Origin of the sequence: Winogradskyella sp. HB-48 (assembly GCF_049942685.1) — a bacterium.
Lineage (GTDB): Bacteria > Bacteroidota > Bacteroidia > Flavobacteriales > Flavobacteriaceae > Winogradskyella.
Window position 1 is genome coordinate 1,975,624 of sequence record NZ_CP187934.1, and the last position, 22,478, is coordinate 1,998,101.

25 protein-coding genes are annotated in these 22,478 nt (G+C 34.3%); 17 read left to right on the top strand and 8 right to left on the bottom strand.

The genetic code is table 11. The annotated features are described in order from the left end of the window. Positions 1–183 precede the first annotated feature (183 nt). On the bottom strand, positions 184–369 hold the full coding sequence (locus tag ACPX19_RS08880; RefSeq protein ID WP_426429649.1) for a hypothetical protein: 186 nt from the start codon (positions 367–369) through the stop codon (positions 184–186). Positions 370–477: 108 nt separating this feature from the next. Between ACPX19_RS08880 and ACPX19_RS08885 the strand changes: the two genes are divergently transcribed. Beyond that, a complete protein-coding gene (locus tag ACPX19_RS08885) occupies positions 478–864 on the top strand; it encodes a nucleoside triphosphate pyrophosphohydrolase family protein (RefSeq protein ID WP_076620538.1) in 387 nt (128 codons plus the stop codon). A 31-nt stretch (positions 865–895) separates the two neighbouring features. Here ACPX19_RS08885 and ACPX19_RS08890 read toward each other — a convergent pair whose 3' ends face one another. Next, positions 896–1,966, bottom strand: a complete 1,071-nt coding sequence (locus ACPX19_RS08890) for a branched-chain amino acid aminotransferase (protein WP_426429650.1) — start codon at positions 1,964–1,966, stop codon at positions 896–898. Positions 1,967–2,085: 119 nt separating this feature from the next. On the opposite strand from ACPX19_RS08890, the gene ACPX19_RS08895 reads away from it, so the two are divergent. From ACPX19_RS08895 to ACPX19_RS08915, 5 genes are all read left to right on the top strand, one after another. After that, the gene (locus ACPX19_RS08895) at positions 2,086–2,589 is read left to right on the top strand and encodes a DUF4920 domain-containing protein (RefSeq protein WP_426429651.1); all 504 of its coding nucleotides are present in this window, start codon (positions 2,086–2,088) and stop codon (positions 2,587–2,589) included. Continuing rightward, entirely contained in the window at positions 2,567–3,022 is a 456-nt protein-coding gene (locus ACPX19_RS08900; protein WP_426429652.1) for a hypothetical protein, read from the top strand. The genes ACPX19_RS08895 and ACPX19_RS08900 overlap by 23 nt, the downstream gene beginning before the upstream one ends. Beyond that, positions 3,023–3,775 carry a tRNA (5-methylaminomethyl-2-thiouridine)(34)-methyltransferase MnmD gene (mnmD, locus tag ACPX19_RS08905; protein ID WP_426429653.1) on the top strand — a complete coding sequence of 251 codons (753 nt, stop codon included), beginning with the start codon at positions 3,023–3,025 and terminating at the stop codon, positions 3,773–3,775. 222 nt (positions 3,776–3,997) lie between these two features. Then, positions 3,998–4,285 (top strand): GIY-YIG nuclease family protein, encoded by a 288-nt coding sequence (locus tag ACPX19_RS08910; protein WP_426429654.1) that lies wholly within the window; start codon positions 3,998–4,000, stop codon positions 4,283–4,285. Between the two features lie 374 nt (positions 4,286–4,659). Next, a complete protein-coding gene (locus ACPX19_RS08915) occupies positions 4,660–5,565 on the top strand; it encodes a TIGR01777 family oxidoreductase (RefSeq protein WP_426429655.1) in 906 nt (301 codons plus the stop codon). A 7-nt stretch (positions 5,566–5,572) separates the two neighbouring features. On the opposite strand, the gene ACPX19_RS08920 is transcribed toward ACPX19_RS08915, so the two are convergent. From ACPX19_RS08920 to ACPX19_RS08935, 4 genes are all read right to left on the bottom strand, one after another. Next, on the bottom strand, positions 5,573–6,472 hold the full coding sequence (locus tag ACPX19_RS08920; RefSeq protein ID WP_426429656.1) for a DNA adenine methylase: 900 nt from the start codon (positions 6,470–6,472) through the stop codon (positions 5,573–5,575). Then, a complete protein-coding gene (locus ACPX19_RS08925; protein ID WP_426429657.1) occupies positions 6,472–8,031 on the bottom strand; it encodes a hypothetical protein in 1,560 nt (519 codons plus the stop codon). The genes ACPX19_RS08920 and ACPX19_RS08925 overlap by 1 nt, the downstream gene beginning before the upstream one ends. 157 nt (positions 8,032–8,188) lie before the next feature. Then, positions 8,189–8,965, bottom strand: coding sequence for an anti-sigma factor domain-containing protein (locus ACPX19_RS08930; RefSeq protein WP_426429658.1), 777 nt, complete (start codon positions 8,963–8,965; stop codon positions 8,189–8,191). Beyond that, positions 8,965–9,519 carry an RNA polymerase sigma factor gene (locus ACPX19_RS08935; protein ID WP_426429659.1) on the bottom strand — a complete coding sequence of 185 codons (555 nt, stop codon included), beginning with the start codon at positions 9,517–9,519 and terminating at the stop codon, positions 8,965–8,967. Before ACPX19_RS08935 ends, ACPX19_RS08930 begins: the two co-directional genes overlap by 1 nt. A gap of 126 nt (positions 9,520–9,645) precedes the next feature. Between ACPX19_RS08935 and ACPX19_RS08940 the strand changes: the two genes are divergently transcribed. Then, complete coding sequence (locus ACPX19_RS08940) at positions 9,646–10,155, top strand: fasciclin domain-containing protein (protein WP_426429660.1); 510 nt, start codon at positions 9,646–9,648, stop codon at positions 10,153–10,155. A gap of 293 nt (positions 10,156–10,448) precedes the next feature. Here the strand turns inward: ACPX19_RS08940 and ACPX19_RS08945 are convergent, their stop codons facing one another. After that, complete coding sequence (locus ACPX19_RS08945; protein ID WP_426429661.1) at positions 10,449–11,102, bottom strand: YceI family protein; 654 nt, start codon at positions 11,100–11,102, stop codon at positions 10,449–10,451. Positions 11,103–11,274: 172 nt separating this feature from the next. On the opposite strand from ACPX19_RS08945, the gene ACPX19_RS08950 reads away from it, so the two are divergent. The 10 genes from ACPX19_RS08950 to ACPX19_RS08995 all read left to right on the top strand — a co-directional run bounded on the left by ACPX19_RS08950 (position 11,275) and on the right by ACPX19_RS08995 (position 21,564). Beyond that, on the top strand, positions 11,275–11,820 hold the full coding sequence (locus tag ACPX19_RS08950) for a nucleotide exchange factor GrpE (RefSeq protein WP_426429662.1): 546 nt from the start codon (positions 11,275–11,277) through the stop codon (positions 11,818–11,820). Between the two features lie 107 nt (positions 11,821–11,927). Continuing rightward, on the top strand, positions 11,928–13,043 hold the full coding sequence (dnaJ, locus tag ACPX19_RS08955) for a molecular chaperone DnaJ (protein WP_426429663.1): 1,116 nt from the start codon (positions 11,928–11,930) through the stop codon (positions 13,041–13,043). 257 nt (positions 13,044–13,300) lie between these two features. Beyond that, entirely contained in the window at positions 13,301–14,227 is a 927-nt protein-coding gene (locus ACPX19_RS08960) for an ABC transporter ATP-binding protein (RefSeq protein ID WP_426429664.1), read from the top strand. A 2-nt stretch (positions 14,228–14,229) separates the two neighbouring features. After that, positions 14,230–15,543 carry an ABC transporter permease gene (locus ACPX19_RS08965; protein WP_426429665.1) on the top strand — a complete coding sequence of 438 codons (1,314 nt, stop codon included), beginning with the start codon at positions 14,230–14,232 and terminating at the stop codon, positions 15,541–15,543. Between the two features lie 7 nt (positions 15,544–15,550). Further along, the gene (locus ACPX19_RS08970; protein WP_426429666.1) at positions 15,551–16,426 is read left to right on the top strand and encodes a mechanosensitive ion channel family protein; all 876 of its coding nucleotides are present in this window, start codon (positions 15,551–15,553) and stop codon (positions 16,424–16,426) included. 6 nt (positions 16,427–16,432) lie between these two features. Further along, positions 16,433–17,323 carry a DUF6268 family outer membrane beta-barrel protein gene (locus ACPX19_RS08975; protein ID WP_426429667.1) on the top strand — a complete coding sequence of 297 codons (891 nt, stop codon included), beginning with the start codon at positions 16,433–16,435 and terminating at the stop codon, positions 17,321–17,323. Between the two features lie 2 nt (positions 17,324–17,325). Beyond that, positions 17,326–18,489, top strand: a complete 1,164-nt coding sequence (locus ACPX19_RS08980) for a sigma-54-dependent transcriptional regulator (RefSeq protein ID WP_426429668.1) — start codon at positions 17,326–17,328, stop codon at positions 18,487–18,489. Between the two features lie 171 nt (positions 18,490–18,660). Then, the gene (locus ACPX19_RS08985) at positions 18,661–19,539 is read left to right on the top strand and encodes a PPK2 family polyphosphate kinase (protein ID WP_426429669.1); all 879 of its coding nucleotides are present in this window, start codon (positions 18,661–18,663) and stop codon (positions 19,537–19,539) included. A 61-nt stretch (positions 19,540–19,600) separates the two neighbouring features. Then, a complete protein-coding gene (locus ACPX19_RS08990) occupies positions 19,601–20,158 on the top strand; it encodes a hypothetical protein (protein WP_426429670.1) in 558 nt (185 codons plus the stop codon). Positions 20,159–20,163: 5 nt separating this feature from the next. Then, positions 20,164–21,564 (top strand): M20/M25/M40 family metallo-hydrolase, encoded by a 1,401-nt coding sequence (locus ACPX19_RS08995; protein WP_426429671.1) that lies wholly within the window; start codon positions 20,164–20,166, stop codon positions 21,562–21,564. 181 nt (positions 21,565–21,745) lie between these two features. Here ACPX19_RS08995 and ACPX19_RS09000 read toward each other — a convergent pair whose 3' ends face one another. Then, entirely contained in the window at positions 21,746–22,471 is a 726-nt protein-coding gene (locus tag ACPX19_RS09000) for a hypothetical protein (protein WP_426429672.1), read from the bottom strand. Positions 22,472–22,478 lie beyond the last annotated feature (7 nt).

The window sequence follows — 22,478 nt, forward strand, 5'->3', positions numbered from 1 at the left end:
CTTAGTTTTAAGACTGCTTTTTGTTTTTACTAAAATCATCAGTGTTATTAGAGCTAATTAGTAAGAGTAGTCCATTAAATACAATCAAAGCCAAAACTGCATAAAGAAAAATCATAGTATCTTTTTCTATAGAACAATTGAGAGCATTTATCTCCTCTTAAAAAAGGAAAAATATGGAAATAATTACATCAAAAGAAATTTTACTGCGGCAATCATGCCAATAAAACCAATAAAGGCAATAAGAATCCAAACAGTGCCTTTATAATAAGTTTTATGAATCTTTAAATCTTTGCGATATTGATAGGCTACAGCAATGACGAAAGCTATAAAAAACAAAATCCCAAAAATCAGTTGACCTGTAGTAAACATTAGTGTATTTTTACGCAAAAATAATTAAAATCATAGCAAAATCATCAAAAAATGATGATCTATAATTTATATACGAAAAAATAATAACCTTAGTTTTTAAATTAGAATATGCAAGACAAAATCAATGCTGTAAAAGCATTTCATACCGCTTTTAAAATAGGACACAGAGAAACACCAAAAGCCGATTTAGGAATAGAAAAAAACATGTTGCGCTACAAACTCATGCGCGAGGAAAATGAGGAATATCTTGAAGCTGCAAACGATAATGATTTGGTTGAGGTAGCTGATGCTTTAGGCGATATGCTTTACATCCTTTGTGGCACAATAATAGAGCATGGACTTCAATACAAAATTGAAGAAGTTTTTGAGGAAATTCAACGTAGTAATATGAGTAAATTAGGTGAAGATGGTGAGCCAATTTATCGTGAAGACGGTAAAGTATTGAAAGGGCCTAATTATTTTAAACCAAATATAAAAGAGATTTTAGAATCATAAAAAAAAACAGCCGATTGGCTGCTTTTTTTAATTATTTTACTTCATGTCTCCAACCATGTTTATCTTCTGATAAGTTGTGTTGAATATTTGTAAGCGTCTTTTTAAATAGCGAAGCATATGAGTTTTCCAATTGAGGAATTTCATAAACATCATCAGCATGCTCAAATGCAGAAACAGGACTAATAACTGCTGCTGTACCAGCACCAAAAATTTCTTTAAGACTACCATCTATAGCAGCTTCTTTAATCTCTTTTACACTGACTGGTCTCACTTCACATTCAATACCTAAATCTTCAGCAAGCTGTATTACACTCTTTCGTGTTACACCATCCAGAATTCTGTCACTAGTAGGAGCAGTAATAAGCTTATCACCAACTCTAAAGAAAATATTCATGGTACCTGCTTCTTCTAAATACTTGTGTGTAGAAGCATCAGTCCAAATGATTTGGTCAAAACCTTTTTTCTGTGCTAATCCTGTTGGGTAAAATTGCGCTGCATAATTTCCCGCTGCTTTCGCAAATCCAACTCCACCGTCAGCAGAGCGACTGAATTTTTCAGCAAACAACACACGCACAGGCTTATTGTAGTAAGCTTTAGCTGGTGAACATATAATCATAAAACGATAAGTTGCTGCTGGTGATGCCGAAATAGCCGGTTCAGTGGCAATAACAAAAGGACGTATGTATAAAGAGTTGCCAAGTCCTGGTTTTATCCAATCGCTTTCCATTTTTAATAAGGTTTCTAAACCTTTAAAAAAGTAGTTTTCAGGAAACTCTGGTATAGCAAGTCTGGCAGCAGATTTATTAATTCTTTTAAAATTTTGGTCTGGTCTAAATAAAAAGATCTTGCCGTTTTCATCTTTGTAGGCTTTCATACCTTCAAAAACAGCTTGTCCATAATGAAAAACACGAGCAGAAGGTTCTATCGTCATTGGTTGGTAAGGCATAATCTTTGGAGTCTGCCATTTACCATCTTCAAAATCGCATACAAACATATGGTCTGTAAATACACGACCAAATGTTAAGTTGTCGAAATCAACATTTTTAATTTTAGAATTTTCGGACTTTACGATAACGATTTCGTTAGGGTTAGTTTCTACCATTAAAGAGGTGTTTTAAATTTCGGCAAAAGTACAAAATCAATGTGGTTAATAAAAGGTAATATTATCTTAAAATTCGTAATTTTGTGCTTCTATTATAAACAATACTAAATAAATCAACAATGAAAAAAATAGTTTTGATTTTAGCAATGAGCTTAGCCATAGTGTCTTGCAAAAACGAAAAGGAAGTAAAAGATGTCGACGTACAAGAGGTTAAAGATGAGATTGCTTACGCGTCTTTCGGTATGGAAATCAATGATGCCGATGCATTATCTGCTGACCGTATGATAGAGCATTATAAAGGTCTGAAAGCTGGTGATACCATCAATGCTAAAATGACTGGAAAAATCAATGAGGTCTGCTCTAAAAAAGGCTGTTGGATGACTTTAGACATGGGTAACGATAATGAAGTTATGGTGCGTTTTAAAGATTACGGTTTCTTTATGCCACTTAATGCTGAAGGCGAAGTGGTTGTAAACGGAAAAGCCTTTGTAGAAGAAACTTCTGTTGACGAATTAAGACACTACGCAGAAGATGCAGGTAAATCTGCAGAAGAGATTGCTGCAATCACAGAACCGAAATTCGAATACAAGTTCTTAGCTGATGGAGTACTCCTTAAGCAATAAGATTTTAGCGCTTTTGACATTGTTGCTATTATGTTTTAATTGCAAGAATGAAACTGAGCTAGAGGCTACTGAAAAAAAGGAAAAGCCAGAATTGATTATGCATCAACCTTCTCAGATGGCAAATCTTATGAATGGCATGTATGCTTACAATTTGCAAATAAAACAGCAGATTGTTAATGGTGAAGTTCCGGCATCAATGCCATTGGATCTGATGAAACTACATTCGGCTGAGATGAGTAATGGTCATGCCAGAACACCAGTATGGAATAGTTTTGTAAACGTTTTTATAGAGTCTCAAAAATCGGTTGTAGATACTTTGTCTAATGTTGAATTAAAGGAGCGTTATAATGCTACAATCAACAACTGTTTGGCGTGTCATAAAACAGAATGTACAGGACCAATCCCAAAGATTAGAAAACTTTTAATTCAGTAATTGAAGCGAAAAATAATCACCACATCCGATGGTTCTAAAACCATTCAGATAGAAGATTGGAATGAACAATACCATTCCATCCATGGTGCCATACAAGAAGCGAATCATGTATTTATAAAACATGGTTTGCTTTTTTGTTTAGAAGACTGTCAGACTGAGCGTAGGTCACTGAGCGAAGTCGAAGTGAGTAGAAGTGAAAAGGGTTCTCAGCCAATAAGCATCCTCGAAATTGGCTTTGGCACAGGACTCAATGCCTTTCTCACTTTTTTAAAAGCTGAAGAGCTTCAGCAACCCATAAATTATGTTGGAGTGGAGGCCTATCCTGTAAAAACCGAAGAAATTCAACAGCTGAATTACGTCGAACTAATTTCTGAACAGCATAAAGCTGAATTCGAGAACATGCATAGCATACCTTGGGAAGAAGGACGTAATATTACTCCAATATTTACACTCGAAAAACAAGAAAAATTCTTCAAGGATATCACTGACAAAAATAGGTTTGATATCATTTATTTTGATGCCTTTGGCGCACGCGTACAACCAGAGCTATGGACAGAAGACATCTTCAAGATTATGTATAAAGCATTAAAAGACAATGGTGTTTTGGTCACCTATTCAGCAAAAGGAAGCGTACGACGTGCCATGCAAGCTGTTGGTTTTATAGTTGAACGTCTTCCTGGCCCACCTGGAAAGAGGGAAATGCTTCGTGCAACGAAGCATTCGGCGAAGCGAAGCGAGCCAAATGTTTATTAAAAGCATTCGGCGAAGCGAAGCGAGCCAAATGTTTATTAGTAACGTTCAGCGAACGTAGTGAGCTAAATGTTCACTAATTGTCACTTCGAGTGATTGCGAGATATGAGCAATCGTATCGAGAAGTCTTGTAAGTTAAAATGGTTCTCGATACTAATTTTATTTGCTCTCGCATCTAAAATTCACTCGAACTGACATTTAACTAATTTTGTGTAAGTTCAAGAAATGAAAATTTATTACGTCTATATATTAAAATGCTCTGATAATATTTATTACACAGGTTTTACCTCAGACTTATCAAAAAGAGTGTTAGAGCATAAATCAGGTAAACATTTAGATAGTTACACCTATTCAAGAAGACCAATTGAGTTGGTTTATTTTGCTGAATTTACAAATGTAGAGGTAGCTATAGAAACCGAAAAACAAATAAAAAAATGGTCTCGTATTAAAAAGGAAGCTTTGATTAATGATGAATTTGAGAAGCTACCAAATTTAGCAAAGAAAAAATTCTAATAATACCTTTATTTCACTTCGAGTGATTGTGAAGGATGAACAATTGTATCGAGAAGTCTTATGTGTTAAAATGGTTCTCGATACAAATTTTATTTGCTCTCGCATCTAAAATCCACTCGAACTGACAGTGCGGTTTTGTTGTTGGTATTAGTTTAAAGTTTTATATGTTTCCACATTGTCACTTCGAGTGATTGTGAAGGATGAACAATTGTATCGAGAAGTCTTATAAGTTAAAACGGTTCTCGATACAAATTTTATTTGCTCTCGCATCTAAAATGCACTCGAACTGACAGTGAGCACACCAAACGTTAAATCCAAATTAAAGTCTCGTTGAAGGCCTAAAGCATGTCGTATCTTTGCTAAAAAGAAAAGCAATGACCGTTTTAATAACAGGAGCAACAGGATTAATTGGGCAGGAGATTGTAAAACTATGTCATGCACAGGGTATGATTGTGCACTATTTAACCACTTCAAAATCTAAATTAAGTACCGAAGCTAACTATAAAGGCTTTTACTGGAATCCCAATACCAACGAGATAGACCACACCTGTTTTGAGGGTGTTTCTGCCATTATCAATTTGGTGGGAGCGAGTATCTCTAAACGTTGGACGGATAGCTACAAAACAGAAATCCTTAAAAGCCGTACCAAAACAGCACAATTATTACAAGATACCATTATAAAGCACAGTTACCACGTAGACCATGTGGTTTCCGCAAGTGCCATTGGTATTTACCCTACAAGTTTAACCAACTATTATGAGGAAGATACCACACAAGTATCTGACACCTTTTTGGGCAAAGTGGTAGCGCAGTGGGAAACTGCCGTAGATGGTTTTAAAACCTTAGGTTGTAAAGTTGCCAAAGTGCGCATAGGTTTGGTTTTGGCCAAAGATGGTGGCGCATTACCAGAAATTGTAAAACCGATTAAGTTTGGTGCTGGAGCGGCTTTTGGAGATGGCAAACAATGGCAAAGTTGGATACACGTACAAGACCTTGCAGGTATTTTTATGCATATTTTACAGAACCAATTAGAAGGCATTTACAACGGAGTGGCACCCAATGCTGTTACCAATAAAGAACTCACCAAAATAGCTGCAAGTGTATTACAAAGGCCTTTAATTTTCCCTAATATCCCAAGATTTGTAATGCGATTAGCACTTGGTGAAATGCACATTCTCTTATTTGAAAGCCAACGTGTAAGCTCTCAAAAAATAGAAAACAAAGGGTTTAATTTTACCTATGCTAACCTAAGACCTGCTTTAGAGGATTTGTTGGTATAAGGTTTTTTTACTTGTAGATTATCTCAGAATGGCTTCCTCTCTTTTTTAATTTAAATTTTAAAGGATTCCAGTCTTCAATTTTTGGCTGTTGAATATTTTTACTAAAAAATAAAATCTCTTTTCCATCTCTAATTTCAAAAGCAGTATGCTTGAAAGAAAACTCTTTTTTAGGACATTCCTTGTATAGTTCTTGAATTTCAGGAACATTATCGTAAGACACTATCCATTTTATATTTTTAATCGACTTAATTTTTTCGCTTACTTTTTTATGATTCTTGTTTTCATAATGATTCATGTAAAGCGTGTCTGCTTTTAAGTAGTAAGGTGGATCAAAATAGAATACGACGTTATCATTATGAGCCTCATCTTTAATTTTATCAATTAATTTAATGGCATCTTTTTTATAGAGGCGTATGTTTTTTCTGTGTATAGCTATATTTTTTATTCTCTGGACTAACTCTGATTTATTGAATCGACAATCTATAAGATAATTGCCATTCTGCTCAATCCCTCCCATTACTCCTGCATTAATTATACCTGAGCGGTTAGTTCTATTTAGGTAAAATGTAGAAAAACCTAAATCAAGTAAATCTGCTTTATTTTTGTTTGTTTGTATTGCTTTTTGTTTTTTCCATTCTTCAATCGTTAGTTCTGCTTTTTCAATTCTATCGCATAATTGTTTTGGCTTATTTAGAACACAATGCCAGAAAGCATATATGGATCGATCTTTATCATTAATGGTAATTTTATTTACAAAACCCTCCATGAGCAAAAATAAAGCTACAGATGCACCACCAGAATATGGCTCAACATAGTGTCCATTTATGTCATTGTCAATGCAAATTTTAGCTATAAACGCAGATAGTTTATTTTTTCCTCCAGGATATCTTAATGGTGAATAAAACATTATTCTTCAATATTTAAATTGTTGCTCAATATGTCGAAAAGGGGTTCTAAATGTTGCCAAGCTCTTTTATTATGTTCTAAATCGACAATAGTTTCAATATTATGAACAGCTAAATCTAACCCATCTTTTATTCGGTCAATATAGTGTTTTAAGTTTTTTAATTGATTGGTATCTAAATGATTTTCTAATTCATTATTCTTTACATAATCTAGCATAATTTTTAGTGATGTACTTGAATAATCTTTTTTATTGTTGAAACGTAAAATAGTCATTATTTCAGTTGATTCAATTTCATCTTCAATAGAATATTTTCCTTTTAAGTAAGCTATTAAATTATCTATTTTTTTTAGATTATTCTTTTCATTTTCAGCATTTGTTTTAATACTTAAATCGTCAAATAACTCCTTTTCTTTAAGATAAAAGTACAACGACTGTTCCAGATAAGTTCTTAATAAAACTGCAAACGAATAAATTTTATCAATAGGTAAATGTTTCAATTCAAAAAATAAACCATCAAGCTTTTCATTATCAAAGATGATTTCTTTGTCACCCATTATGATACGATTTTCATAAGATTTTTTCCTTGATCTCTTTCTCCTGCGAGTAGTCATTTTCTTTTTTTCTTCAAGGTCAGATTTCTTTTGTGAAGACTTACTTTCAGCTTTTTCTTCTTTTGTTAAAGAAAAGTCAAATTTAGAATTTGCGTTTAATCTGTCAACGAATTTCTTTTTATCATCATCTTTATTAAAGTCACGTGAAAATCTCTCTGAGTCAATTAATATTTTGAAAACTTCTAAAAGCCTTTTCTCAAACTCTTCTTGCGGAATACTAATTTTAAGCTCACCACTTTCATCATCAAATTCAATTCCAAGAAAATTTCTAGCTGGTTCATAAGAATAAAAACGTTCAAGATTTGTAAATTCAAAATCTGCCACGTCAATTATTATTCCTTCCTCTTTTTCTAAAATTTCTTTTCCTTCATAAAATAAATTATATGCTTTTAATGGTTTTAAAATTTTTGCTCTACTTTCGTTCAAAACATCACATATATCTTCTACAACTAAGCCATCTTCATAAAACATTTCTGCAACAAAAGCATATTGATTACCAGTTTTCCATTTTTTTAGTGTATCTCCATTATGCCTTGTGTATATTATCGGATTCGCTAATAATCGATTAGGAGCTATATAACATCTTAATTTCCTGTCGACTGGGAAGTCATTTTTTAAAATATTCTTAAGTAAAGTATTTGCCTTTGCTGTTGAAAGGTACTTTTTAGGGTCTTGTAATAGTTTTAATGCTGCTGTCCTTCTATTGCCTTCAAGCACAATTTTTTTGTTATTTTCAATGCATATTATTGGCTCTTCACCCACAAAATAACCTTCTTCAGATATTTTTTTTGCTAATTCATAAACACCTTCATTATTTATTAAGAATTTTAATATCTGAGTTTGATTCAAATTATCTCCTCTGTATTTTATTCTTGGATTATTTAGGTCCAACTGTAATGTATTTAAGCTATATTCAAACGTTTCCCAAGAAGAGTAATCTATGTACATGCTAATTTCTTATTAGATTAAATTTAATTCCTTATATAGCAACTGATTATTATAGCAAATAACATTCTAGGATATTGTTACTATAAGTATTTTTTGAGTGATAAAACTACAAAACACAGAAATACAAAACTATACGTAACATTACGTATTTTTCAGGCTAATTGAGGTAGACGTTAGTGACCAATTGGGATACAGTTGGGTGGTCGTTACCACCAGCAGGCTCAATGGTAATGTTTAGGGATTCGGCATGGTCTATATAGCGCATTGCCATAAGGTTTTGGTCTTTGGCAATCACTCCCATGTTTATCATTTCGCCTTCAACATCTGCCCACATTTGGTAGTCGTGTGCATCATCTAATTTTGGTAAGCGCTCGGTATTAATCACCACAGATTTGGTACTATGGTTTACATAACTTACCACTTTGCCATCTGGCATTAAGGTATTGCCTTTTAAAACATACTGCTCAGTATCAGGATGTGTAAGCGTCGCAAATAATGCGGTTTTGTTTTCTAATTGTTGGTTAAGGTCGTTGAGTTTGTCGTTTAATTCGGTTTTTTCGGTTTCAACCGTTTGCAGCTGTTGTTTTACATTGCTCAACTCGTTATACATCCAAAAACTACCAAGCATCAATAAGGCCGCTAAACTGGCTGCAATACTTAAGTAAAACTTTAGGCTACTGTTGTTATTATTGGTTTTAGTGTCTTTGGCTTCTTTGATATCTTGTATCAATTTGTGTTTAATGGCTCTTGGTGGATCAATGGCATTTTCTAAACCAAGGATTTCAAAGTCTTTTTCCAAGACATCAAATTGCGCTTTCAGTTCGGCATCAGACGCTAAAGCTTGCTCAATCTGTTCGCATTCTTGTGCGTTGAGTTCACCAAGCAGGTATTGCTCTAAAAGTCCGTTATCTAATATCATTTTCTTATCCATCATCACAGCGCATTTAGTATTAGCAAAAGTACACTCAAGGTTTTGGCATAGGCTTGCCGCAACTGTTTTAACGCTTGGCGCACGTAAGATTTAAACGTACCAAGGGGCACATCCATCAGCTGGTGTGCTTCCTTATGCGTCAATCCCTTAAAATAGACCATTTCTATAGCTTCTTTATGGTGTGCTTCCAACTCGGTTATAGCACCATTAAGTTCTAAATACTTAGTGTCTATACTAATAGCATCGTCTTTGCTATCATATACACTAAAATCATCGGTTTGGATGAGCGGCTCAACTTTCCTTAGAAAATTTAACGTTTTGTTCCTAGCAATTCTAAAGACCCAAGTATAAAAACGGCCTTTGCTGGCATCATAGCTTTCGGCTTTGTCCCAAACGGTCATAAAGGTATCTTGGAGTAAATTTTGGGCTTTGCCTTCATCGCGTACCATTTTTATAATCACACTATAAATGGCACCAGCATATTTGTCGTAAAGCAACGCTAACGCACGCTCATCCCTGTCTTTAAGTTGTTGAATAAGAAAGTTGTCGTTTTGCATTACTGTTAAAAATTTCCCAAAAATAAAGGCTTGCTCATCCAGTAGTATCAAGCCTGTGTAAATATAAATGAAAGCACTTCAAAAACGAAATAAGTGTAATAGTTTAACCAAAAATTTAAAAAAATCATGAAAAAGTTAGTATTTGTATTAACCACAATTGTAGCCTTAGCATTCTCACAAAAAACTGTGGCACAAGAAACCATTGTAGACGCAGCAGTAGGCAATGAGAATTTTTCAACTTTAGTGGCAGCTTTAAAAGCGGCTGATTTAGTTGAAGCCTTACAAGGCGATGGTCCTTTTACTGTATTTGCACCAACCAACGATGCTTTTGCAAAAATCGATAAAGAAACTTTAGGCAACTTATTAAAACCAGAAAACAAAGAGACCTTAACTAAAATTTTGACCTACCACGTTGTGCCAGGAAAATTAATGGCTAGTGATGTAGTGGTCGCTTTAAAGAAAGGTAATGGAACAGTAGAGGTAAAAACATTGGCAGGAGAGATCTTAACTGTAATGCAAAAAGACGGAAAAATTTGGTTGAAAGATCAAAATGGTAATTATAGTGAGATTACTGCGACTGATGTAAAAGGTAGCAATGGTGTAATACACGTCATTGATACTGTAGTAATGCCGTAATTCGGTTTTAGTGTTAATAGTTAGCGCATTACTACAACGTTATTAATCGTTGTTTTGGTTGATTGATGGTTGATTAATAGCGAGGCGATTTTAGAGATAAAATTGCTATGGAGAAGAAAAGCACTTACGGAAACGTAAGTGCTTTTTGTTTGTTTTTATAGTTTAAATGTCACTTCGAGCGATTGCAAAAGATGAGCAATTGTATCGAGAAGTCTCGCATTTGAAAAAAGTTCTCGATATAAATTTTATCTGCTGTCGCATCTAAAATCCACTCGAACTGACGTTTCTATACCTTATGCTTTCTTAGCTACAAGATTTATAGTTAACTCAATATCGTCATTGATAAACTTATCACCTAAATCATCAAAAAACGATTTAGATCCATACTTTACGTTCCATTTAGAACGGTCAATCGTAAAGGTTTCACTTTTTAGGGTCATTGTGTCACCATCAATAGATGTTTTTACAGGAAAACTGATGTTATTAGTTTCATCTTTCATGGTTAAGTTACCAGAAAGCATGGTTTTGCCATCTTTTGTTTCTAAGCCAGTAATTTCAAATGTTGCTTTAGGAAAACCCTCAACATCAAAGAAATCAGGACCAGATAAGTGCCCTTGTAATTTAGCATTGCCTTCATCATCAGCAGGAATATCAGTTACAGCTATAGTTTTCATGTCAATAGCAAAGCTTCCACTTTCTATTGTACCATCATTTACTGCAACAGTTCCATCCATAAGGCTAATAGTTCCTGTGTGTGATCCTGTTGGTTTAAATCCTTTCCAGTTAATTATTGAGTTATCAATATCTGCTTTGTAAGTTACAGCAGTAGCCTCTGCTACAGCAGCTTCTTCAGCAGCTTTTGTTTCTGCTTCCTCAGCTTTGTCCTTACAGCTAGAAAAGGCTACAAGTGCAGCTAAGGCGGTAATTTTTAAAAACGTTGTTTTCATGTTAGTGTTTTTTTTGAATTTGTTTATTAAAAACACAAAGTTAAGGATATCGAACCCTATAGTATTATAAAAAAATGTTAATGACATTTTGACATTTTTATAATAATGGCAGTACTTTTGCAAACCTAAATCGTAGATTTAAAATTCAGATTCAATATAAAACAAACTCACAATGAGTAAAAAAGATAAAAAGAAGGTTGAAGAACCACAATTAGAGGACACTGCAACAACTACAGCAGAGCAAGAACAAAAGGAAGAAAAAACTGTAGAGGAACAATTGCAAGACCAACTAGCCGCTGAGAAAGATAAATTTATGCGTTTGTTTGCTGAGTTCGAAAACTACAAGAAAAGAACCAATAAAGAACGTATAGAGTTATTTAAAACAGCTAGTGAAAGCGTAATGTTGGCTATGTTGCCAGTTTTAGACGATTTTGAACGTGCCTTAATGCATATTGAAGAAGATAAGGAAGCTGAAGAATTACGTAAAGGTGTCCTTTTAATCTATAATAAATTATTAAACACCCTAGAGCAAAAAGGTTTGTCTAAAATTGAAGTAAACAAAGGTGATGTCTTTAATGCTGACGACCATGAAGCTGTTACCCAAATACCTGCTCCAACTGAAGATTTAAAAGGAAAAATCATTGATGTGGTAGAGCGCGGCTATAAACTAGGAGATAAAGTCATCCGTTTTCCAAAAGTGGTTATCGGACAAGCTTAAGAAGCATTCTCTTAATGTCACACTGAGCTTGTCGAAGTGCGGTCAAAGAGTAGACTTTTAGATTAATAAAGAATAGAAAAATAAATCCGATTTTTCGGAAGCAAAATATGAAAGAAGATTATTACGACGTATTGGGAGTAAGCAAAGGAGCTTCAGATTCTGAGATAAAGAAAGCCTATCGAAAGATGGCTTTAAAATATCATCCTGATAAAAATCCTGATGATAAAGAGGCTGAGGAAAAGTTTAAGAAAGCAGCTGAAGCTTATGAAGTTTTAAGTAATCCAGACAAGAAAGCACGTTACGACCAGTTTGGTCACCAAGCCTTTGAAGGTGCTGGTGGTTTTGGCGGAGGTGGCATGAATATGGATGACATCTTTAGCCAATTTGGCGATATTTTTGGTGGTGCTTTTGGTGGAGGCGGATTTGGCGGTTTCGGTGGTGGAGGCAGACAACGTGTAGTAAAAGGAAGCAACTTAAGAATACGTGTTAAGCTATCGTTAGAAGAAGTGGCTAATGGTGTTGAAAAGAAGATAAAAGTAAAACGAAAAGTACAGGCACCAGGCACAACCTATAAAACTTGTGGCACTTGTAATGGGTCTGGTCAGGTTACCAGAATTACCAATACAATTTTAGGCAGAATGCAAACGGCAACCACTTGCCAAACCTGTGCTGGTGCAGGTCAGATTATCGATAAAAAACCTGCGGATGCTGATGCACATGGTCTAAAAGAATCTGAAGAAACCGTTTCTGTAAAAATACCTGCAGGTGTGGTTGATGGTATGCAACTTAAAGTTACAGGAAAAGGTAACGATGCGCCAGGTAATGGTATTGCAGGTGATCTTTTAGTTGTTATTGCTGAAGAAGAGCACCCAACATTAAAGCGTGAAGGTGATAATTTACATTATGATATGTATGTAAGTTTACCAGATGCCGTTTTAGGAACATCTAAAGAAATTGATACGGTTACTGGTAAGGTGAGGATTAAGATTGAAGCAGGTGTACAATCCGGAAAAATTTTAAGACTTAGAGGTAAGGGAATTCCGAGCATAAATGGTTATGGTAGAGGTGATTTGCTGGTTCATGTTAATGTTTGGACACCAAAAACTTTGAGTAAAAAACAAAAAGAATTTTTTGAAAACATGAAAGATGACGAGCATTTTGAGCCTAAACCAGAAAGCTCTGATAAATCTTTTTTTGAAAAGGTTAAAGATATGTTTTCGTAAAATACCTTGTGTTTAATAAAAAATACTATCTTTGAATTATCGCTAATGCTAATTAGCGGTAATTTTTCTTTTTCATAGCAATTTTTTCCCATCCTTATCTAACCATAAGGGTGGGTTTTGTTTTTTTAGGCAATATGTTCTTTTAAAGCATTATTAGTTATCTCTTCTTTTACCAAAAATTAGGAACACTAAGTAGCTTTAAATCTTCAACATTTAATATATTTACAGACTAACCGTTGTAAAAAACCACTACTTATATGAACGATTTATTAGTTGCTGATTCCGTATCTAAAAGCTTCGGAAATTTCAAAGCACTAAATGAAGTCTCAATTGCTGTTCCTAAAGGCAGCATTTTTGGATTACTTGGCCCTAATGGTGCCGGAAAAACCACTTTAATTCGTATTATCAATCAGATCACAATGCCAGATGAAGGTACTGTTCAGCTAGATGGTCAACCTCTAAAATCTGAGCATATTAGAGATATTGGCTATCTACCAGAGGAACGTGGTTTATACAAATCTATGAAGGTCGGTGAGCAGGCTTTATACTTGGCACAGCTAAAAGGCATGTCTAAATCTGAAGCTAAAAGCCGATTGAAATATTGGTTTGATAAGTTAGAGATTGGGGATTGGTGGAACAAGAAAATCCAGGAATTAAGTAAAGGACAAGCCCAGAAAATACAGTTTGTTGTTACCGTATTGCACAGACCAAAGCTTTTAATTTTTGATGAACCATTTTCGGGATTCGACCCTATAAATGCCAATTTGATAAAAGATGAAATCTTACAGCTACGAGAAGAAGGTGCAACTGTTATTTTTTCAACACATCGCATGGAGTCCGTTGAGGAACTTTGCGATCATATTGCGCTCATTCACAAATCAAATAAAATTTTAGATGGGAAACTCAACGATATCAAGCGTCAGTTTAAAACAAATACGTTTGAAGTTGGTTTACAATCTAATAATAGTGAATCGGTAATTGCAGAAATCAAGCAAAAGTTTGAGGTATTACCAGCAACTTTCAAAAATTTGAATGATGATATTAAACTCAATGTAAAAATTAATGAGACAACTTCATCAAATGATTTATTATCGTTTTTAGCTTCAAAAGCAGAAGTACATCACTTTGTGGAAGTAATTCCAACAGCGAATGATATTTTTATTCAAACTGTAAAAAACAACTAAGAATGAACCATCTACCACTAATTATAAAACGCGAATACCTAACCAAGGTAAAGAACAAGTCTTTCATTGTAATGACTTTTTTAAGTCCGCTAATTATGATTGCCCTTATTGCTGTAGTGGCTTATCTGTCGCAATTAAATAATGATAAAAAGCGTACCATCACAGTTTTGGACGAATCAGGTTTTTTAAAGGATGTTTTTCAGAATACCGATAATACAACATATAATAATCTGGAAGATTTTAGTTTAGAGGAAGCAATAAAATTGGTTAAAGAAACTGAAGGTTATGGTTTGCTTCATGTTGTAAAAGTTGATTCGTTGAATGATGTTTCTAAAAACATTAAATTCTACTCAGAAGAAACACCTTCATTAACTTTAATTTCAAGTATTGAAAGTAAAATAGAAAGGCATTTACGCGATAAGAAACTTCAAAAAGATGGCGTATCACTTGCTCAAATTGAAGCTGCAAAAACGAACGTGGATATTGCTCAAGAAAGTTTTGATGGACAGAAGAGTTCTAAATTAGATAATGTTATAAAACTTGCATTTGGAGGTATTGCAGGTTATTTGCTATTTATGTTCATCATCATTTATGGTAATATGATAATGCGAAGCGTTATTGAAGAAAAAACAAGTAGGATCATTGAAGTTATTATCTCTTCCGTAAAGCCAATTCAATTAATGATGGGTAAAATAATAGGTACATCATTGGCAGGTGTAACACAGTTTGCAATTTGGGTGATTTTAGGAGGTGTGCTAATGGTTGTTGTTTCAGCAATTTTTGGAATAGATTTAGCCCAGGCTTCTGCACCACAACAAGAACTTATGAACCAAGCCATGCAAGCAGAAGGAGCACAAGCTATAGCAGAGAATCTGATAAATGGAATTAACAATTTGCCGGTTTTAAATCTTGTGATTGCTTTTGTTTTCTTTTTTATTGGAGGTTATTTATTGTATAGTTCACTTTATGCTGCTATTGGAGCTGCTGTAGATAATGAAACCGACACACAACAGTTTATGTTGCCAATTTTAATGCCACTGATTTTAGCAGTATATGTTGGTGTTTTTACAGTTATAGAAGATCCTCATGGTACAGTCTCAACAGTATTTTCATTCATTCCTTTTACATCGCCAGTAGTCATGCTTATGCGAATTCCGTTTGGAGTACCTTTGTGGCAACAAGGCTTGTCATTGTTACTGCTTATTGGTACATTTATATTTGCGGTTTGGTTTGCTGCTAAAATTTATCGTGTAGGTATTTTAATGTATGGCAAAAAACCAACCTATAAAGAACTATTTAAATGGTTGAAGTATTAAGTATATTATGCAAGGATTAAATGAATTAGAAGGAAAAATAACTGAAAGCTCGGCTTGGGAAAAAGTAAAGGACTTTCTTTATCTTCATATCGATTTTACGGACAAAATCAGTATATCCATACTAGATATGTTGGTTATTGTTACCGTAGTTGTTATTACTACAATCATTCTTCGTATTATCCTTAAACTATTAACTCGAAAATTACCAGAAACTGACAAGAGCAAGTTCAATGTGGTTTTCGGTTATTTTAGATGGTTGGTATATGTCATTATTCTTCTTATAACCTTAGATAGTCTAGGTGTTAATGTAACCGCTGTTTTCGCAGCGTCTGCAGCATTGTTGATAGGTGTTGGTCTGGCCTTGCAAACCTTTTTTCAAGATATAATTTCAGGAGTTTTTATTCTCATAGACCAATCCGTTCATGTAGGAGATATTATTGAAATAGAAGGAAAAGTAGGTCGTATAGAAGAAATTAAACTGAGGACTACAAGAGCGGTAACTATTGATAATAAGGTATTGGTAATTCCTAATCATTTGTACTTAACCAACTCGCTATACAATTGGACCCAAAATGGTTCAGAAACAAGGGAAAGTGTAGATGTTGGTGTAGCTTACGGTAGCGATGTTCAATTGGTAAAAAAGTTATTGTTGCAAGCAGCAAGTACCCATCCAGATGTGATACTAGAGCCCGAGCCCGTTGTTATTTTTATGGATTTTGGAGATAGCTCATTAAACTTTAGATTAGTGTTTACGTTGAATGACAGTTTTAAGGCAGCTTTTCCGAAGAGTGATATTCGGTTTGAAATTGATAGACTTTTCAGAGAAAATAATGTTACTATTCCGTTCCCACAGCGAGATATCCATATAATAGAAAAGAAATAAGAGCACATGATTTTTTGCTTTAAGAAATGTCATACAGTACTTGTATTTTTAGTAATGTGCTGTGTGTATTCTGCAAAAGCGCAACTTACAGATTTAGCTCGTTTAGAATATTCGTTTATCCCTAATAACAAATCTGAAGACCAATACACAAGGCTTAGAGCTTTATTTAATTATCCTATTGAAACCAGTAAAGATTGCTATTTGGTTTTAGGTGCTGAATACAATAGGGTTATCCTAAACTTAGAAGATAACTATCCTTTTGATAAATCACTTTTAGAGACTATAAATATCATTGATGTTAGTATAGGTTACACCTTTAAATCTAGTAGTAAATGGCGTTTGGGATTAAAATTCAATCCAAGGATTGCTTCAACATTAACAGAAAAGTTAACGTCTGATGATTTCTTTCTAAATGGAGGTGTGTTTGCAATAAATGATAGAACAAAGGACGAAACAGCTAAAAAACCATATCGTTTGATTTTGGGTCTTACGTATAATACTACTACCGGAATACCTATTCCATTGCCATTTATAAGTTATTACAGACGTATTAATGAAAACTGGTCGTTCAACGCAGGAGTACCAAAATCTAACATCAAATATTTTTTTAATGAAAAAAATATGCTTCAGGTATTTACAGGTCTAGATGGCTATTTTGCACATTTACAACGCCCACAACAAGTTAATGGCAAGCAAGTAGATAATATATCATTATCTTTAGCTGTTGGAGGGCTTGGGTACGAATATTGTTTTACAAAACATTTGGTAGCATATATGTACACAGGTTACACATTTAGGTTAAATAATGCCTTGCGAGATGAAAATAGAGATGAGGTTTTTAAGTTAAATGATGTAAATACCTTTTATTTAAGAACAGGATTAAAATTTAAAATATAAATATGTCTAAAATATTAATTATTGAAGATGAAGCTGCTATCCGCAGAGTATTGGTAAAGATACTTTCAGAAGAAAGTGATGCATATCAAGTTGAAGAAGCGGAAGATGGTTTGGCAGGAATTGAAAAAATAAAGAAAGACGACTATGATTTGATATTGTGCGATATTAAAATGCCAAAAATGGATGGTGTTGAAGTGCTTGAAGCTGTGAAAAAAATGAAACCAGAAATACCAATGGTCATGATTTCCGGTCACGGTGATTTAGATACAGCCGTAAATACTATGCGTTTAGGAGCTTTTGATTATATCTCAAAGCCACCAGATTTAAATCGATTATTAAATACTGTCCGTATTGCATTGGATCGAAAAGAGCTTGTTGTAGAAAACAAGATGCTTAAGAAAAAAGTTAGCAAAAACTACGAAATGATTGGTGAGAGTAATGCTATTGCTCGTATTAAAGATATGATAGATAAAGTGGCACCAACAGATGCTCGTGTTCTAGTAACAGGACCAAACGGAACAGGTAAGGAGTTGGTAGCACATTGGTTGCACCAAAAGAGCGAACGCTCTAGCGGACCAATGATTGAGGTAAACTGTGCCGCTATTCCAAGCGAGTTGATAGAGAGTGAGCTTTTTGGTCATGTTAAAGGTGCTTTTACTTCTGCAGCTAAGGATAGGGCAGGTAAGTTTGAAGCCGCAAATGGAGGAACTATTTTCTTAGACGAAATAGGTGATATGAGCCTATCAGCCCAAGCTAAAGTGCTGCGTGCATTACAAGAAAGTAGAATTCAGCGCGTAGGTAGTGATAAGGATATTAAGGTAAACGTAAGAGTAGTTGCAGCAACTAATAAAGACCTGAAAAAAGAAATTGCTGATGGTAAATTCAGAGAAGATTTATATCACAGATTAGCTGTAATTTTAATCGAAGTACCTGCACTCAACGACAGAAGAGAAGATATTCCTTTGCTGGTAGATTATTTCGCCAATAAAATTTCAGAAGAACAAGGAAATGCTAAAAAAACCTTTTCTGATAAAGCTGTAAAGCTACTACAGAATTATGATTGGACAGGTAACATTCGCGAACTAAGAAATGTAGTAGAGCGCCTTATTATCTTAGGAGGAAAAGAAGTTAGCGAAGCAGATGTAAAAGCTTTTGCTTCAAAGTAAATATTTGTCACCTTGAGCGCAGTCGAAAGGTTATAACAATTTAAAATTTAAATAGAAATGAAACATCCAAGATTAATCTTAAATCACATAGCGAAAAGATTATAGGATGTTCCATAGCTAGAACTGAGCGTAGTCGAAGAGTGACCATTGAAAAACAATAAATATTAACACATGAAAGACATCAACATAGAAGATTTTAGGGTTAAATCCCAAGTCAACATTAAAGATCTACCAACATCTTATGATTTAGGAGTCAACAAAAAGAAAACCGAACGTGAGTTAAGAACGGTAAGTGAAGAACTTGCAGAAATCCAAAATACGATGTATGCTCATGGAAAATATGCTGTTTTAATGTGTATTCAAGGTATGGATACCGCAGGTAAGGATAGCCTGATTCGTGAAGTGTTTAAAGAATTTAATGTTAGAGGAATTGTCGCACAAAGCTTTAAAAAACCAACAGAATTAGAGCTTAAACACGATTACCTTTGGAGACACTATATAGCTTTGCCTGCAAGAGGTAAGTTTGGAATTTTCAATAGGACCCATTATGAAAATGTCTTGGTAACAAGAGTTCATCCAGAGTATTTGATGTACGAAAATATGCCAGATATTCAAAGTGTTGATGATGTTAATGAAGCGTTTTGGGAAAGACGCTTTCAAGAAATCAACAATTTTGAAAAACATATCGCAGACAACGGAACCATTATCTTTAAGTTCTTTTTGAATATCTCAAAAAATGAGCAAAAAAATAGATTACTGAGACGTCTGGATAAACCATCTAAACACTGGAAGTTTTCTGCGGATGATTTAGATGAACGTAAGCTATGGGATAAATATCAGTCATGTTACGAGGACGTTTTAAATAGAAGTTCAAAACCACATGCTCCTTGGTTTAATATTCCTGCGGATGATAAACCCACAGCAAGGTATCTAGTAGCTAAGATTTTACATGATACATTAAAAACTTATTCAGATATTAAAGAGCCCGAGCTTCCTGATGAGGAAAAAGCTAATATTGATACGTATAGAAAAGAACTGGAAAATGATTAAGTCAAGACGGTTTATTCATAGCGTTACGTTATTGCTTTTGTTGATTTGTAATGGGTCAATTATGGCACAGATTGACTCGGATACAGTTAAAGAAGATTTTTCAGCATATTTAGAAGCCATAAAAAGCAAGGATTTTGAAACTTCTTTAAGCTATGTTGTAGATGAGGTTTTTGATATTGTTCCTAAAGAAACTATGCTTATGGTAATGGAACAAACATTCAATACAGAAGGTGTTGAGTTTACATTTGGTGATTTTGTTATAGATAAAATAAACGAACCTGTTGTTATTGATGGTACTTCATACGTAATTATGAATTACACAAATGATATGTCAATTAGGTTTACTTCAGAAGATGAAGACGATGAAGCTAGTGAAGAAGATAAAAAAATGACACGTTTGTTAACCCAATCTGCATTAGAACAACAATTCGGAAAAGGGAGCGTGGTCTTTAATGAGACTACTGATTTTTATGATATAAAAGCTGTTAAAAAAGCCATAGCAATTGGTGAAGAAAATGAAGGAAAATGGAAATTTTTAGTTGTAGAAAAAGGGAATCCCTTTATTTTAAAATCCATTTTACCTAGTTCTATTTTAGAAAAAGTTCTAACCGAAGATTAAGACCAATGAAAATTAGACTATTACTTGTACCAATATTTTTGTATTCTTTTTGTAATGCACAAACAGACCAAGATATATTAAAAACCATTTACAAAACCTCATTAACAAATGGGATGAGTTACCAATGGTTAGACTATTTGTCTAATACCATTGGAGGACGCTTATCGGGTTCTACCAATGCAGAACTTGCCGTACAATACACAAAGAAAGAACTTGAGAAGTTGGGTTTGGACAAAGTTTGGCTACAACCTGTAATGGTGCCAAAATGGGTAAGAGGTGAAAAGGAAATGGCTTATTTTACTACTTCTGGAGAATTAAAAAAAGTCAATATCTGTGCACTCGGAGGTTCTATAGCAACACCAGAAAATGGTTTAAAGGCAAAGGTTATAGAAGTTGGTAGTTATGAGGATTTAGAAAGTTTGGGTGAAGCTAAGGTTAAAGGTAAAATAGTATTCATTAATAGGGCTTTACAGCCAGATTTAATAAACACCTTTGAGGCTTATGGAGGTTGTTCTACGGAGCGCTACAGAGGTGCAGCCGAAGCAGCAAAATATGGAGCAGTTGGTACTATTGTACGTTCACTGAGTTCTAGGCAAGACGATTATCCGCATACGGGAAGTATGAGTTATGGGGATTTACCAGTTAAAAAGCGCATACCTTCAGCAGCAATAAGTACCAATGATGCCGTAAAACTTAGTGAAGCTTTGAAAAGGGATAAAGATTTAGAGTTTTTCTTTGAGATGAGTTGCCAACAGTTTGATGATGTAGAATCTTACAACGTTATTGGAGAAATCACAGGAAGTGAATTTCCTAACGAATATATTGCAGTTGGTGGTCATTTAGACTCATGGGATTTGGGAGATGGAGCTCATGACGATGGTGCAGGAGTTGTGCAGTCAATGGATGTATTGCGAATGTTAAAAGAAAGTGGCATTCAACCAAAACGCAGCATTAGGGTTGTTCTTTTTATGAATGAAGAAAATGGCTTAAGAGGTGGACGCAAATATGCTGAAGTAGCTAAGGAGAAAGGTGAAAAACACGTCTTTGCACTCGAAAGCGATGCAGGTGGTTTTACTCCAAGGGGTTTTAGCTTTGATGGTAATGATTTGATGCTCAAAAAGATTGATGCTTGGCGACCATTATTTAAGCCCTATTTAATTCATTTTTTTGAGAAAGGTTATAGTGGTGCGGATATTGGGCCATTAAAAAATGACAACATATTATTAGCTGGCTTACGACCAGACTCACAACGCTATTTTGATCATCACCATGCTACTAACGACACATTTGAGCACGTTAATAAACGAGAGTTGGAATTAGGTGCGGCTACCATGACAGCGTTAGTATATTTAGTAGATAAGTATGGTGTGGAAACTAGCCTAGAAATGAAAGAAATAAAAGATTAAGTTGCCACTGTACCATAGTAATAGAATCTAATTAGCTTACTATTACATACAATAAGTTCTATGTTACTCTTATGAGCTTTAAAAGATTACTATGGATTTGGTTCGGAAATCAATTTTATTAAATAAAAAAAATGCCAATTTGAATTGGCATTTTTTAATATCATAATTTGATTTTTATTCGTTATTCGGTTTTTGATAAATCATCACTTTTATCGTAGATGTAAGACCACGAATCATCGAGAGCATTTCTGAATTTGTTTCTCATTTCTTCGGTTTTCTTTTTACCATGGGCTTTTTCGTATATTTTCCATACACCATCCATATCTACATCAAGATCAGCATACTTATCAAATGGCCATGCCACCAAATAATCAGGTGAATCTGTGGATCCTCCCGCAACAGAATACCAATAACCTCTTTCATCACCTTCAGCTTTCTTAATTTCTCCAGACAAGGCCTTAACAACTTCCATAAAATCCGTTGAATTTTCAACTCTAAAATAAGTAACCCAAACTTTGTCTTTGCCTTCTTGAGAGTCATTGCTGATTTCTGGCATAGTTTCTGATATCATGTAATCCACACTTTCCATATGAGGTAATATAAAACTAGGGAAAATACTGCGACAGCTGTTACCAGCTTCATTGTTTTCATCATCCATTTCAGCCCAGTTCTCCATAGTGTCTGTTACCGCATAAACGGTATTGGCGCCTTGTACTCTTCGCCAAAAATTCCATGTGCCTTCACCATTATTCTCTTCATAGCATTTTTTGTACATTTTTACACCCTCAGCAAATTGTGCCTCATGGCCCATCTTAACCTGAATGTGTGTAATGTTGTTGATTATTGATTCGTTTTGACCTATTAAAAAAAATGGGATGGTCAGGAATAATAAACCTAGTTTTTTCATGATTGTA